A 13479-nucleotide genomic window follows, 5' to 3' on the forward strand; every position below is an offset into this window, starting at 1 on the left:
GGCGTCGGCGGGCCCGGGACAGGGCGAACGAAGGGGCGAGCGAGCGATGGGGACTCAGACCGTGGCGGCGGCACGGACCGCGGACACCAGGCGCGGCCGGGGCCGGGTGGTCGTCGACTGGCTGACCACCACCGACCACAAGAAGATCGGCCACCTCTATCTGATCACGTCCTTCGCCTTCTTCCTCGTCGGCGGGATCATGGCGCTGCTGATGCGGGCCGAACTCGCCCGGCCCGGGCTACAGATCGTGGACAACAACCAGTTCAACCAGCTGTTCACGATGCACGGCACGATCATGCTGCTGCTGTTCGCGACCCCGTCCTTCGCGGGCTTCGCCAACGAGCTGATGCCGCTCCAGATCGGCGCCCCGGACGTGGCCTTCCCCCGGCTGAACATGCTCTCGTACTGGCTGTTCCTGTTCGGCGGGCTGACCGTGCTGGGCTCGCTGCTGACACCGGACGGCGCGGCGGCGTTCGGCTGGTTCGCCTACGCGCCGCTGAACAGCGGGCTGTACTCGCCGGGGATCGGCCCCGACCTGTGGATCATGGGCCTGGCGCTGGCCGGCTTCGGCACGATCCTCGGCGCGGTCAACTTCGTCACCACGATCATCGGGATGCGCGCGCCCGGCATGACGATGTTCCGGATGCCGATCTTCACCTGGAACACGCTCTTCACCTCGATCCTGATCCTGATGGCGTTCCCGGTGCTGGCCGCGGCCCTGCTGGCGCTCGAGGCGGACCGGCGGTTCGGAGCGCGGGTGTTCGACGCGGCGAACGGCGGGGCGCTGCTGTGGCAGCACCTGTTCTGGTTCTTCGGGCATCCTGAGGTCTACATCATCGCGCTGCCGTTCTTCGGGATCATCACGGAGATCATCCCGGTCTTCAGCCGCAAGCCGATCTTCGGCTATCTGACGCTGGTCGGCGCGACGATGGCGATCACCGGTCTGTCGATCGTGGTGTGGGCGCACCACATGTTCGTCACCGGTGCGGTGCTGCTGCCGTTCTTCTCCTTCATGAGCTTCCTGATCGCGGTCCCGACGGGCGTGAAGTTCTTCAACTGGACCGGGACCATGATCAAGGGCTCGCTCTCCTTCGAGACCCCGATGCTGTGGGCGACGGGGTTCCTGGTGACGTTCCTGTTCGGAGGCCTGACCGGGGTGATCCTGGCGTCGCCGCCGATGGACTTCCACGTCTCCGACTCGTACTTCGTGGTCGCCCACTTCCACTACGTCGTCTTCGGGACGGTCGTCTTCGCGATCTTCGGCGGATTCCACTTCTGGTGGCCCAAATTCACCGGGAAGCTGCTCGACGAGCGACTGGGCAAGATCCACTTCTGGACGCTGTTCGTCGGCTTCCACACCACGTTCCTGGTGCAGCACTGGCTGGGCGCCGAGGGCATGCCGCGCCGGTACGCCGACTATCTCGCCGCCGACGGGTTCACCGCGCTCAACACCGTCTCGACGATCGGCTCGTTCCTGCTCGGCCTCTCCACCCTGCCGTTCCTCTACAACGTCTGGAAGACCGCCAGGTACGGCACGAAGGTCGGGGTCGACGACCCCTGGGGCTTCGGCCGTTCCCTGGAATGGGCGACGTCCTGCCCGCCGCCCCGGCACAACTTCACGGCGCTGCCGAGGATCCGCTCGGAGTCCCCGGCGTTCGACCTGAACCATCCGCAGTACGCGGCCGAGACCCCGCAGCCCGAGCCAAAGCGCCATCAAGCCGGTCACGGGCCGTCCTGATCGCCTCGATCAGCTCCACGGGCTCCAGCACCTCGAACTCGAAGCCCGCCATCATCACATGAATCACCATCACGTCGAGGCTCGCGGCCCCGGTGCGCAGCACGCAGGCCCGGTCGCCGTCGGGTTCCAGCGTCCCGGCCGAGGGCGAGATCCGTTCGGCGGCCTCGGCCAGGGGCACGAACAGCCGGACGGTGGCACGGGTGGCGTACGCGCGCGTGGAGACGCCTTGCGAGACGTACGCGGCGAGGTCCTCGGCGGGCGGCTCGCGCGGTACGAAGCGCGGCCCGTGCGGCGGCCTCGGCGTGAGGCGGTCCACCCGGAACGTACGCCAGCCGGCGCGGTCGAGGTCCCAGGCGACCAGATACCAGCGGCGCTCGGTGCACACCAGGCGGTGCGGTTCGACGGTACGGCGGGTCGCCGTGTCGTCGTGCCTGCGGTAGTCGAAGCGCAGGCGTTCGGCGTCCCGGCAGAGGTGGGCGAGCTCGGTGAGGACGGCCGGGTCGACGGCGGAGGACCGTGGGCCGTGCAGCATCGGCACGGTGAAGGCGTTCAGGGCGCCCACCCGGCGCCGTAGCCGGTGGGGCAGCACCTGCTCCAGCTTCGCCAGGGCCCGTACGGAGGTCTCGCCGATGCCCTCGATGCCCTGCCCGGCGGCCGTCCGCAGCCCCACCGCGACGGCGACGGCCTCGTCGTCGTCCAGCAGCAGTGGCGGCAACTCGGCACCGGCGCCCAACTGGTAGCCGCCTCCGGTGCCGGGGCTGGCGTTGACCGGGTAGCCCAGCTCTCGCAGCCGGTCCACGTCCCGGCGCACCGTGCGCGAGGTGACTCCCAGCCGGTGGGCGAGTTGGGCGCCGGACCACTCGCGGTGGGCCTGGAGAAGGGACAGCAGGCGCAGCAGTCGGGCGGAGGTCTCCAGCATGCGCCCAGTGTGTCTCACGAGGTGGACGGGCCCCACCCGGCCGTCCCGCCGGATGGGGTCACCGTGTCCCGGAGGGGTAACGGCTCAGAGCGTGAGGCGCTGTCCGGGCACGATCAGGTCGGGGTCGCCGCCGACGACGGCCTTGTTGGCGGCGTAGACCCGCTGCCAGGTCAGCCCGTGGCGGGCCGCGACGGTGCTGAGGGTGTCGCCCTGGCGGACGGTGTAGTCACCACGACTCGTACCGCGCGAGGTCTGGGCCGTCGAGCGCTCCGGCGCATTCGAGGACCCCGACTGCGAGGAGTTCGAGGTACCGGAGTTCGAGCTACCGGACTTCGAGGAGCCGGACTTCGAGGAGCCCGACTTGGTGGAGCTCGACTTCGCGGAGGACGATCCGGCCTCCGGTGCGCTGCCGGACGCTCCGGCGCGCGCCGAGCAGGTCGGCCACGCGCCCCACCCCTGTGCGTTCTGCACCTTGGTGGCGACGGAGATCTGCTGTGCCTTGCTGGCCTTGTCGGCGGTCGACGCATAGGCGGTGCCGCCGTACGCGCGCCAGGTACCGGCGGAGAACTGGAGCCCGCCGTAGTAGCCGTTGCCGGTGTTGATCGACCAGTTGCCGCCGCTCTCGCACTGGGCGATGCGGTCCCACACCCCGCTGTCGGCCGCCGTGGCGTTGCCGGTCGCGGAGAGCAGTCCGAGGGGGGCGAGCAGGATCGCCCCGGCGAGGACCGCCGTCTTGCGCGACGAGGTGCGGGTGTGGATATCGGCACATTCGGACATGTAGATCCCTCTCTACGAACCCGGGCTCCCCCTGGCCGGGGCGTGTCGGCCGCGCAGGGACGCGGTCGTCACGCCCGGCCCGCCCGCCGGCGGTGGTGCTGCGCGATGTCTGGCTCTCTGCGCGGCCGGCGGACGTACCCGAGCGGTGCTCGTTGCACACGGCGGAGCAATCTAGGCAGCTGACGAGTCGTTATCAACCAACTCCCCGTTGTCCCAGGCCAGTTAGCAGTTACCGTAGGTAGCGGCGAATTTCGGCCACCCACTTCGTTCCCTCATTTCCGGATTTGTCGACCAGACCCTCGAGCGGACTGTGAGTCAGCTCACCGGATCAACTTCCGTGACCTCCCCGTTACTTGACATGGAGTGGCGGATTCCGCACACATCGTGACCGCGCGCGCAGGATGGTTCGATTCCGTTCGCCGTCCAGCGTGACCCTGGCCACAGATCGCCCGTTGTCTTCTTCATGAGCCGGGGACCGACCCGGACCACGAGCCGGGGGCCACCCGCCTCGCCCACGCACCGCATCCGAGGGAGTCACCCGTGCCGCGCATGCTCGACGTCAGCGACGAGGTACGCGCCGAGATCGGCGACGAAGAAGCCGACCGGCTGCTCGCCGGAGACAACGCCCCGGGCAGTTACGACTGCACCTCCTGCCGCACCCCGGGCGACTCCGAGAACGAGCGCACCAGCACCGTCCTGTTCATCGGGGACGAGACCGCAGTCCTCGCCTTCGCCCACTCGACCTGCCTGCCCTCGCAGGTCGTCCAGGTCACCGAGGAGCAGCTCCAGGGCGCGGTCCGCTCCATCAGCGGCGACACCGTCGACCTGGACCCCGACAAGGTCGCACCCGAGCAGGCGGTGCTCGGCGTCACCAGCGGACTCGTCCTGATCGCCGGGGAGTTGCACCCGGCCCTGGTCGTCGAGCCGACCGCGCCCATCGTGCGGCCCGGCACCACCGGCGCCGGCGACGACTTCCTGCCGCTCCTCATCGAGCAGGGCTTCATGCCGCTGTCCCAGCTGACCGAGGTGCCGCCGGTGCAGCACGGCTGGTCCGTGCTGCTCGCGATGGGCCAGCTGCACGCGGTGCTCCAGCCCTCGGTGAACGGCGGGCAGCCGGTCGCCTGGTGGCAGGCGCACCAGCCGCTTCAGGTGACGGAGGGCTGGCGGGCCGCCGCCAACAAGCACCAGCAGGTGCTGATGTTCGCGGCGCCGGTGGGCTCCATCGGACGTCAGCCCCGGGAGGACCTGCTGCGGGACGCGCTGGACAAGGCCGCGGCCAATGGACAGTTGGTCGGGGCGGCGCTTCCGCTGGCCGGCACCTGAGTTCGCCCACCGGGCGGGGACTGCGGGTCGCACGGCGGCCGAAAGGCCGTCCACGGACGCAGCCCCGCGCCCCCCTGAGGACGTCTGTCGAGCCGCATCTCTTCCAGTGCCGCGTCGTTTGGACATACGTGCACACCTACGACGTTCCCCGCCGCCCGTCCTTCCAGCCGATCCCGTCCGCACGATCGGCCCAGGACGCGTCTGGCGGCCCATCGGCCACGCCGATCTACGACGCGCTCTACGCCGAGTACGTCAAGACGTTCCGTTCGCTGCCGGGCGACCGCAGCGGCGAGGACGAACTGGGGTTCACCGCCTTCGGGAACATCCCGCACAACACGAGCTCCTACCCGGCACCCCGCCCGGGGTCCTTCAGCAGCTCCTACAGCGCCTACAGCGCGGGGGCGCAGAGCGCGCGGGTCGGGCAGCAGTCCCAGTGGCAGCGGGTCGGACAGCTCGGCCAGCAGCCCGCGCCGACCGCGATGCACCACATCCCGGCGGCGCTCCCGCCGGCCCCCCGCAGGACCTTCTGATCACTGATCATGACTGGAGGGCGGCACCCGTGACGGGTGCCGCCCTCCAGTCATGCCGCCGTTACTTCTTCTTGGTGCCGCGCTTCTCGCGCACCCGCACCGAGATGTGGATCGGGGTGCCCTCGAAGCCGAACTCCTCGCGCAGCCGGCGCTCGATGAAGCGCCGGTAGCCCGCCTCGATGAAGCCGGAGGCGAAGAGGACGAACCGCGGCGGCTTGGTCCCCGCCTGGGTGCCGAACAGGATGCGCGGCTGCTTGCCGCCCCGGACCGGGTGCGGGTGGGCGGCGACCAGCTCGCCCAGGAAGGCGTTGAGACGGCCCGTCGGGACGCGGGTCTCCCAGCCGGCCAGAGCGGCCTCGATCGCCGGGACCAGCTTCTCCATGTGCCGGCCGGTGCGCGCCGAGACGTTCACCCGGGGCGCCCAGGCGACCTGGGCGAACTCGGTCTCGATCTCCCGCTCCAGGTAGTAGCGGCGCTCCTCGTCGAGGGTGTCCCACTTGTTGTAGGCGATGACGAGGGCGCGGCCCGCGTCGACGGCCATGGTGACGATGCGCTGGTCCTGGACCGAGATGGACTCGGAGGCGTCGATCAGGATGACCGCCACCTCGGCCTTCTCGACGGCGGCCGCGGTACGCAGCGAGGCGTAGTAGTCGGCGCCCTGCTGGAGGTGGACGCGCTTGCGGATGCCCGCCGTGTCGACGAACTTCCAGGTCACGCCGCCGAGCTCGATCAGCTCGTCGACCGGGTCGCGGGTGGTGCCCGCGACCTCGTTGACGACGACGCGGTCCTCGTCGGCCACCTTGTTCAGCAGCGAGGACTTGCCGACGTTCGGGCGGCCGATGAGCGCGATGCGGCGCGGACCGCCGACCGCCGTGCCGAAGGTCTGCGCGGGGGCCTCCGGCAGCGCCTCCAGGACGGCGTCCAGCATGTCGCCGGTGCCGCGGCCGTGCAGAGCGGAGATCGGGTGCGGCTCGCCGAGGCCCAGGGACCACAGGGAGGCCGCGTCGGCCTCGCCGCTCAGGCCGTCGACCTTGTTGGCGGCCAGCACGACGGGCTTGCCGGCCTTGCGCAGCAGCCGTACGACCGCCTCGTCGGTGTCGGTGGCGCCGACCTTTGCGTCGACGACGAAGACGACGGCGTCGGCGGCCTCGATCGCGTACTCGGCCTGCGCGGCCACGGAGGCGTCGATACCGAGGACGTCCTGCTCCCAGCCGCCGGTGTCGACGAGCTTGAAGCGGCGGCCCGCCCATTCGGCCTCGTAGGTGACACGGTCGCGGGTGACGCCCGGCTTGTCCTCGACGACGGCCTCGCGGCGGCCGATGATGCGGTTCACCAGGGTCGACTTGCCGACGTTCGGGCGGCCGATGACGGCGAGCACCGGCAGCGGCCCGTGGCCGGCGGCCTCGATCGCCCCCTCGACGTCCTCGACGTCAAAGCCCTCGACGGCGGCGAGCTCCATGAACTCCGCGTACTCGGCGTCGCCGAGCGCCCCGTGATCGTGCTCGAAGGCTTCCGAGCCGTCGGGCTGGATGTGGTCGTTCATGAAGTCCGTACCTCGTCGTTCATTCGTGGTGATCGGTGGAGCAGCCGTTTTGTTCGGGTTGATCCACTACTCGGTATTCAGTGTCGCTCAGCGCCCGGTCAGGCGCCTGGCGTTTTCCAGGTGTGCGGCCAACTGCTTCTGGATGCGCTCGGTGGCCGCGTCCAGCGCCTTGCGGGTACGCAACCCACTGCCGTCGCCCGCGTCGAACGGGTCGCCGAAGACGACGTCGACGCGGGAGCGCAGCGGGGGCAGTGCCTTTATCAACCGTCCGCGCCGTTCGGAACTTCCCAGCACGGCGACGGGCACGATCGGGGCCCCGCCGCGCACCGCGAAGTACGCGAGCCCGGCGCGCAGGGCGGCGAAGTCGCCCTCGCCACGGGTGCCCTCCGGGAAGATCCCGAGGACCCCGCCGTTCTCCAGCACGCCCAGCGCGCGGGTGATCGCCGTCCGGTCGGTGGTGTCGCGGTCGACCTTGAGCTGGCCGATGGCGGTCAGGAACGGGTCGAGGGGGCCGATGAACGCTTCCTTCTTGATCAGGAAGTGCGTCGGCCGCGGCGCCACGCCCATCACCATCGGGCCGTCGACGTTGTGCGAGTGGTTGATCGCGAAGATCAGCGGGCCGCTCGCCGGCACCTTCCAGGCGCCCAGCACCCGCGGCTTGAACAGCCCGTACATCAGGCCGACGCCGATGCGCCGCCCGACCTCGGCGCCCTTCTCCGAGGCCACGGACCCGGCAGTCACCTCGCGACCCGCTTCTCCTCGACGAGGGTGACGACGCACTCTATGACCTGGGCCAGCGTCAGCTCGGTGGTGTCCACCTCGACGGCGTCGTCCGCCTTGGCGAGCGGGGAGGTCTTGCGGGAGGAGTCGGCGGCGTCCCGCTTGATCAGCGCCTCCCGGGTGCTCCGCACGTCCGCGCCCTTCAGCTCCCCGCTGCGCCGGGCGGCACGGGCCTCAGGAGAGGCGGTGAGGAAGATCTTCAGGTCGGCGTCGGGCAGCACGGTCGTACCGATGTCCCGGCCCTCGACGACGATCCCCTGCTCGGTGGAGGCCGCCAGCGAGCGCTGGAGCTCGGTGATCCGGGCCCGCACCTCGGGTACGGCGCTCACCGCGCTGACCTTGGCGGTGACCTCCTGGGTGCGGATCGGGCCGGCCACGTCCACGCCGTCGACCGTGATCGTCGGGGCGGCCGGGTCGGTGCCGGAGAGGATCTCCGGCTTGCCGGCGACGGCGGCGATCGCCGTGGGGTCCTCGATGTCGATCCCGTTGGTCACCATCCACCACGTGATCGCCCGGTACTGGGCACCGGTGTCCAGGTAGCTCAGCCCGAGCTGGGCGGCCACGGCCTTGGACGTGCTCGACTTGCCCGTGCCCGAGGGGCCGTCGATGGCGACAATCACGGGCTGGGCGGCGCCGTTTTCCACGGGGGGACACCTTCCTGGTGCGAGGCGGTGGGTGTGCGGGACGCGACCGCGCCCCGCACAAGGTTACCGGCCGCGCGTCACTCGTCCGGCCGGTACCTGGTCCGCGCCGGGCATCCGGGCCGCGGGACGCCCTACTGCCGGATCGCCCAGCCCCTCTCGCGCAACGCCGAGGACAGCACCACCGCGGACTTCGGCTCGACCATCAGCTGCACCAGACCCGCCTGCTGCCCGGTCGCGTGCTCGATGCGTACGTCCTCGATGTTGACGCCCGCCTGTCCGGCGTCGGCGAAGATACGGGCGAGCTGACCGGGCTGGTCGTCGATGAGCACCGCCACCACCTCGTACTCCCGCGGAGCGGCCCCGTGCTTGCCGGGGACGCGGACCTGGCCCGCGTTGCCGCGCCGCAGCACGTCCTGGACGCCGTCGGCGCCCTCGCGGCGCTTGGCGTCGTCGGAGGACTGGAGGGCGCGCAGCGACTGGACCGTCTCCTCCAGGTCGGCGGCGACGTCGGTGAGCAGGTCGGCGACCGGCCCCGGGTTCGCGGACAGGATGTCGATCCACATGCCGGGGTCGGAGGCGGCGATCCGGGTGACGTCCCGGATGCCCTGCCCGCACAGCCGTACGGCGGCCTCCTCGGCGTGCTCCAGACGCGCCGCGACCATGCTGGAGACCAGGTGCGGCATGTGGGAGACCAGCGCCACCGCGCGGTCGTGGGCGTCCGCGTCCATGACCACCGGGACGGCACGGCAGTGCGAGACCAGCTCCAGGGCGAGGTTCAGCACCTCGGTGTCGGTGTCCCGGGTCGGCGTCAGCACCCAGGGGCGGCCCTCGAAGAGGTCACCGGTCGCGGCCAGCGGGCCCGACTTCTCCCGGCCGGACATGGGGTGGGTACCGATGTACGCCGACAGGTCGAGGCCGAGCGCCTGAAGCTCACGGCGCGGACCGCCCTTCACGCTGGCCACGTCGAGGTAACCGCGGGCCACCCCTCGGCGCATCGCGTCGGCGAGCACACCGGCCACATGCGCGGGCGGAGCGGCGACGATCGCGAGGTCGACCGGGCCCTCGGGCTCCGCGTCGGTGCCGGCGCCGAGCGCCGCCGCCGTACGGGCCTGCCCGGGGTCGTGGTCGGCGAGGTGGACGACGACGCCCCGCTGGGCCAGGGCCAGCGCGGCGGACGTGCCGATCAGCCCGGTTCCGATGACGAGCGCGGTCCTCACTGGGCGATGTCCCTGCGCAGGGCGGCCGCGGCCCCGAGGTAGACGTGGTTGATGTCGGCGCGCGCCTTGTCGGACTCGACGTGCGCGAGGATGCGTACGACCCGCGGCATGGCGCCCGCGATGTCGAGTTCCTGGGCGCAGATCAGCGGCACGTCGACGATGCCGAGCTTGCGGGCCGCGGCCGCCGGGAAGTCGCTGTGCAGGTCGGGGGTGGCCGTGAACCAGATGCTGATCAGGTCGTCGGCGCCGAGCGAGTTCCGCTCCAGGACGGCGGTGAGCAGGGCTCCGACCTGCTCGTCCATGTGGCCGGCCTCGTCCCGCTCGAGTTGGACGGCTCCCCGGACCGCTCGTACCGCCACGGCGCTGCTCCTTGCTGAAGTACTGACTGCCGACTACGGCTCCTGACGCAGCCAGCCTAGTCAGCCCGCGCCGGTCCGGTGCGTGCCGCCCGCGTGCCGAGACGGGAACGCCCCCGTACGCCCTTTACGACGGGTGCGGCCTGCGCTCTCATGACACTCTGACGGCAGGACACCCGCATCGGGGAAGGCCCGACATGAAGCGTCCAGGACCCCTGCTCACCCTTCTCGCGGGACTGGTGCTCGGCCTGTTCCTGCTGACGCTCAACGCGACGACAGGGACGAAGACCGCCTCGTCCTCGTACGAGGAGAAGTCACCGAGCCCGGCCCCCGCCCGGAGCACCGCCTCCACCACGCCCACACCCGCCCCCTCCCCCTCCCGTGTCCCGGCCGCCGACGCCGACTACGCCGGCCGCACGGACGACGACGCGGCGGCGATCGCCGTCACCGTCCGCGACGGCAAGGCGATCGCGTACTACTGCGACGGCCGCACCCAGGAGTCGTGGCTCAAGGGCGACGTCGAGGACGACGGCACGCTGCGGCTCACCGGCAAGCACGGCGCGAAACTGGACGGCACGCTCCAGGACGGCAAGCGCGTCGAAGGCACGGTCGCCGTGGGCGGCGGGCAGCACGCCTTCTCGGCGGACCGGGCGACGAAGCCGTCCGGGCTGTGGCGGGCGACGGCCACCGTGCGCTCCGCGAAGATCGACGGCGGCTGGATCGTGCTGAAGGACGGCACCCAGGTCGGCATCCTCACCCGCGACGGCAAGCCCTCCCCCGCGCCCCGCATCGACCCGGAGACCGGCGCGGTGACGGTCGACGGACAGCAGCTCACGGCCCGCCCCGCCACCCCCTGACCCCTTCGAGCAGGGAGCCACCATGACCGTCGACCCGAACGCCGCCACCCAGGGTTTCCCGGGCCCCGATCCCGCGCGGCGCGGCCCGCACCCGGCCCGCTATCTGGTCCCGGCGCTGGTCGCCGCCGCCGTGGCGCTCGCCCTGGGCGTGTACGGCAAGGTCCACGACCCGGCCGGGACGGCCTTCAACCTGGCCGGCTTCAGCAGCACGGGCGCGGTCAAGTCCTGGCTGGCGACGGCCGCGATGTTCTTCGCGCTGGTCCAGCTCGTCTCGGCCGCGATGCTGTACGGCAAGCTGCCGGGGCCCGACTGGTCCGCCACGCTGCACCGCTGGTCGGGTCGCGCGGCCTTTCTGATCGCGGTCCCGGTTGCGGTGCACTGCCTGTACGCGCTTGGCTATCAGACATACGAAACGCGCGTTATGTGGCACTCCCTCCTGGGTTGCTTCTTCTTCGGAGCATTCAGTGCCAAGATGCTGCTGCTCCGTTCGGAGCGACTCCCGGGATGGCTGCTGCCGGTCGTCGGCGGGCTCGTCTTCGCCGTACTCACGATCATCTGGCTGACCTCGGCCCTCTGGTTCTTCCGCACCTTCGGAGTGACGACATGACCCTCCCCGCGACACGGCGCACGGTTCTCCTGGCGACGGGCGGCGCCGCAGCCGCGCTCGCCACGGGCTGCGGAGAGTACGGCAACGAGGACGACTCCTCGTCCGAGCAGTCCCCGAAGGCCTCCGCCGGCCAGGAGCTGGCGAAGACCACCGACATCCCCGTCGGCGGCGGCAAGATCTTCGCGGAGGAGAAGGTCGTCGTCACCCAGCCGACGAAGGACGACTTCAAGGCGTTCTCCGCGGTCTGCACCCATCAGGGCTGCACCGTCGGCAGCGTCGCCGACGGCATCATCCACTGCCCCTGCCACAAGAGCGAGTTCCGCATCGCCGACGGCTCGGTGGCCGGCGGCCCGGCGACGAAACCACTGCCCTCGGAACAGATCACCGTCGAGGGCGGCGCGATCAAGCTGACCTGAGCCCCTGCCGGGTCACTGGTCCCAGAGCGCCCCGAGCGTCACCAGCTCACCCTGGTACTCGATCCGGTCCGCCCACGCCGTCGGCCAGGCGTCGGCCCCGGCGTGCGCGCCCGCGAAGGCGCCCGCCAGACAGGCGATGGAGTCGGAGTCCCCGGAGGAGCAGGCGGCCCGGCGCAGCGCGGTCACCGGCTCGTCGGGGAAGAGCAGGAAGCACAGCAGACCGGTCGCCATGGCCTCCTCGGCGATCCAGCCCGCCCCGGTGGCCAGGCACGGGTCGGCCTCGGGCGCGGGGTCGCGCAGCGCCTCCTGGAGGCGTTCCAGCACGCCGAGGCACTCGTCCCAGCCGCGCGCGATGAAGTGCTCCGGGGTGGGGTCCTGGCTGCGGGTCCACAGGTCGCCGAGCCAGCGGTGGTGGTAGCGGGAACGGTTGTCGACGGCGTAGGCCCGCAGGAGCCCGACCAGGGCCGCCGGTTCGGCGCCCTGGGTGAGCAACCGTACGGCGTGGGCGGTGAGGTCGGAGGCGGCGAGCGCGGTGGGGTGCCCGTGGGTGAGGGCGGACTGGAGCTGCGCGGCACCGGCCCGCTGCTCCTCACTGAGCCCGGGGACGAGCCCGACGGGCGCCACCCGCATGTTGGCGCCACAGCCCTTGGAACCGATCTGGCTGGCGTCCTGCCAGGGGAGGCTGCTCTGGAGAAGACCGCATGCCTCCAGGCAGGTGCGGCCGGGTGCGCGGTTGTTCTCCGGCGAGCGGTACCAGTCGACGAACTCCTTCCGCAGCGGCTCCTCCAGGCCCTGCGGAGTGAGCAGCCCCCGGTCCATGGCCGCCCGCAGTCCGCGCCCGACCGCCAGCGTCATCTGGGTGTCGTCGGACACGCGGGCGGGCTCGGGCAGTTCCATCGCACGCCAGGGCCCGTACCAGTCCAGAATCTTCGGCACGCCGATGAACTCGGTCGGAAACCCGAGCGCGTCCCCCAGCGCGAGTCCCAGCAGGGACCCGGTGGCGCGCTTCCTGACGGTGGTCGAGGTGGTCATGCGGATCGTCCTTCCCGGGGCGGTCGCAGCAGGGGCGGGTGGAGCGCGGTGGCGGCGCCCGCACGGTAGAGGGCGGCGGGCTTGCCGCGGCCGCCGGTGAGGCGCGCGCCGCCGGGCACGGGATCGACGAAGCCCGGGGTGGCGAGCACCTTGCGACGGAAGTTGGGCCGGTCGAGGCCGGTCCCCCACACCGTCTCGTAGACCTGCTGGAGCTCGCCGAGGGTGAACTCGGGCAGGCAGAAGGCCGTGGCGAGGCAGGTGTACTCGAGTTTCGCGCCGACCCGGTCGTGGGCGTCGGCCAGGATCCGGTCGTGGTCGAAGGCGAGCGGCTTCGCGTCGTCGTACGGCAGCCAGCGCGCCTGGGCCGCGTCGCCGCCGCCCGTCGGCTCGGGGGCGTCGGGCAGCAGCGCGGCAAAGGCGACGGACACGACCCGCATCCGGGGGTCACGGTCGGGTTCGCTGTAGGTGCGCAGCTGCTCGAGGTGCAGCCCGGAGACGTCCTTCAGGCCGGTCTCCTCGGCGAGCTCCCGCCGGGCGGCCGTCTCCGCGGACTCGTCCGGCAGCACGAAGCCCCCCGGCAGCGCCCACCGGCCGGCGTACGGCTCCTGGCCGCGCTCGACGAGCAGCACGTGCAGGGTGCCCGCGCGGAGCGTGAGCACGGCGAGGTCGACGGTGACGGCGAAGGGTTCGTGGGCGTACTTGTCATAACCCCGCACGACGAACACCCCCTCTTAATAGTC

At 71.4% G+C, this 13479-nt stretch carries 14 protein-coding genes and 1 pseudogene; 6 read left to right on the top strand and 9 right to left on the bottom strand.

Features of this window, described 5'->3' with window-relative positions; genetic code table 11:
* Positions 1–46: 46 nt before the first annotated feature.
* A pseudogene (gene ctaD / locus G9272_RS10910) lies at positions 47–1618 on the top strand (aa3-type cytochrome oxidase subunit I); the annotation flags it as partial.
* Here ctaD and G9272_RS10915 read toward each other — a convergent pair.
* Together G9272_RS10915 and G9272_RS10920 are read right to left on the bottom strand one after the other, a co-directional pair.
* The gene (locus tag G9272_RS10915) at positions 1617–2657 is read right to left on the bottom strand and encodes a helix-turn-helix transcriptional regulator (protein WP_171396373.1); all 1041 of its coding nucleotides are present in this window, start codon (positions 2655–2657) and stop codon (positions 1617–1619) included. The pseudogene ctaD and the gene G9272_RS10915 sit on opposite strands and share 2 nt — an antisense overlap.
* An 84-nt stretch (positions 2658–2741) precedes the next feature.
* Entirely contained in the window at positions 2742–3434 is a 693-nt protein-coding gene (locus G9272_RS10920; RefSeq protein ID WP_171396374.1) for a transglycosylase family protein, read from the bottom strand.
* Positions 3435–3974: 540 nt separating this feature from the next.
* Between G9272_RS10920 and G9272_RS10925 the strand changes: the two genes are divergently transcribed.
* Complete coding sequence (locus G9272_RS10925; RefSeq protein ID WP_171396375.1) at positions 3975–4757, top strand: hypothetical protein; 783 nt, start codon at positions 3975–3977, stop codon at positions 4755–4757.
* Between the two features lie 128 nt (positions 4758–4885).
* Entirely contained in the window at positions 4886–5287 is a 402-nt protein-coding gene (locus G9272_RS10930) for a hypothetical protein (RefSeq protein WP_171396376.1), read from the top strand.
* A 61-nt stretch (positions 5288–5348) separates the two neighbouring features.
* On the opposite strand, the gene der is transcribed toward G9272_RS10930, so the two are convergent.
* The 5 genes from der to aroH all read right to left on the bottom strand — a co-directional run bounded on the left by der (position 5349) and on the right by aroH (position 9830).
* Positions 5349–6830, bottom strand: a complete 1482-nt coding sequence (gene der / locus G9272_RS10935) for a ribosome biogenesis GTPase Der (RefSeq protein ID WP_171396377.1) — start codon at positions 6828–6830, stop codon at positions 5349–5351.
* 87 nt (positions 6831–6917) lie between these two features.
* On the bottom strand, positions 6918–7610 hold the full coding sequence (locus G9272_RS10940; protein WP_171396378.1) for a lysophospholipid acyltransferase family protein: 693 nt from the start codon (positions 7608–7610) through the stop codon (positions 6918–6920).
* Positions 7568–8254 carry a (d)CMP kinase gene (gene cmk / locus G9272_RS10945; RefSeq protein ID WP_171396379.1) on the bottom strand — a complete coding sequence of 229 codons (687 nt, stop codon included), beginning with the start codon at positions 8252–8254 and terminating at the stop codon, positions 7568–7570. Before cmk ends, G9272_RS10940 begins: the two co-directional genes overlap by 43 nt.
* Before the next feature lie 131 nt (positions 8255–8385).
* Entirely contained in the window at positions 8386–9471 is a 1086-nt protein-coding gene (locus G9272_RS10950; protein WP_171396380.1) for a prephenate dehydrogenase, read from the bottom strand.
* Complete coding sequence (gene aroH, locus G9272_RS10955) at positions 9468–9830, bottom strand: chorismate mutase (protein WP_020128171.1); 363 nt, start codon at positions 9828–9830, stop codon at positions 9468–9470. Before aroH ends, G9272_RS10950 begins: the two co-directional genes overlap by 4 nt.
* Positions 9831–10024: 194 nt before the next feature.
* Here aroH and G9272_RS10960 point away from each other — a divergent pair, with 194 nt between their 5' ends.
* Genes G9272_RS10960 through G9272_RS10970 form a run of 3 tightly spaced genes read left to right on the top strand, consistent with a single transcriptional unit; the run spans position 10025 to position 11707 of the window.
* Positions 10025–10684: a hypothetical protein gene (locus G9272_RS10960; RefSeq protein ID WP_171396381.1), complete on the top strand. Its 660-nt coding sequence runs from the start codon at positions 10025–10027 to the stop codon at positions 10682–10684.
* Positions 10685–10706: 22 nt separating this feature from the next.
* A complete protein-coding gene (locus G9272_RS10965) occupies positions 10707–11291 on the top strand; it encodes a DUF6529 family protein (protein WP_171396382.1) in 585 nt (194 codons plus the stop codon).
* Positions 11288–11707 carry a Rieske (2Fe-2S) protein gene (locus tag G9272_RS10970; protein ID WP_171396383.1) on the top strand — a complete coding sequence of 140 codons (420 nt, stop codon included), beginning with the start codon at positions 11288–11290 and terminating at the stop codon, positions 11705–11707. Before G9272_RS10965 ends, G9272_RS10970 begins: the two co-directional genes overlap by 4 nt.
* 12 nt (positions 11708–11719) lie before the next feature.
* Here the strand turns inward: G9272_RS10970 and G9272_RS10975 are convergent, their stop codons facing one another.
* Both G9272_RS10975 and G9272_RS10980 read right to left on the bottom strand, forming a co-directional pair.
* Positions 11720–12739: an ADP-ribosylglycohydrolase family protein gene (locus tag G9272_RS10975; protein WP_171396384.1), complete on the bottom strand. Its 1020-nt coding sequence runs from the start codon at positions 12737–12739 to the stop codon at positions 11720–11722.
* Positions 12736–13455 (bottom strand): NUDIX hydrolase, encoded by a 720-nt coding sequence (locus G9272_RS10980; RefSeq protein WP_171396385.1) that lies wholly within the window; start codon positions 13453–13455, stop codon positions 12736–12738. The genes G9272_RS10975 and G9272_RS10980 overlap by 4 nt, the downstream gene beginning before the upstream one ends.
* Between the last annotated feature and the right edge of the window lie 24 nt (positions 13456–13479).

The sequence above is a fragment of the Streptomyces asoensis genome, from assembly GCF_013085465.1.
GTDB lineage: Bacteria > Actinomycetota > Actinomycetes > Streptomycetales > Streptomycetaceae > Streptomyces > Streptomyces cacaoi_A.

Excerpts from the sequence above, each read along its gene's own strand:
- G9272_RS10915 (WP_171396373.1), bottom strand. The coding sequence starts at position 2,657 with ATGCTGGAGACCTCCGCCCGACTGCTGCGCCTGCTGTCCCTTCTCCAG.
- G9272_RS10920 (WP_171396374.1), bottom strand. The coding sequence starts at position 3,434 with ATGTCCGAATGTGCCGATATCCACACCCGCACCTCGTCGCGCAAGACG.
- der (WP_171396377.1), bottom strand. The coding sequence starts at position 6,830 with ATGAACGACCACATCCAGCCCGACGGCTCGGAAGCCTTCGAGCACGAT.
- G9272_RS10960 (WP_171396381.1), top strand. The coding sequence starts at position 10,025 with ATGAAGCGTCCAGGACCCCTGCTCACCCTTCTCGCGGGACTGGTGCTC.
- G9272_RS10965 (WP_171396382.1), top strand. The coding sequence starts at position 10,707 with ATGACCGTCGACCCGAACGCCGCCACCCAGGGTTTCCCGGGCCCCGAT.
- G9272_RS10970 (WP_171396383.1), top strand. The coding sequence starts at position 11,288 with ATGACCCTCCCCGCGACACGGCGCACGGTTCTCCTGGCGACGGGCGGC.
- G9272_RS10975 (WP_171396384.1), bottom strand. The coding sequence starts at position 12,739 with ATGACCACCTCGACCACCGTCAGGAAGCGCGCCACCGGGTCCCTGCTG.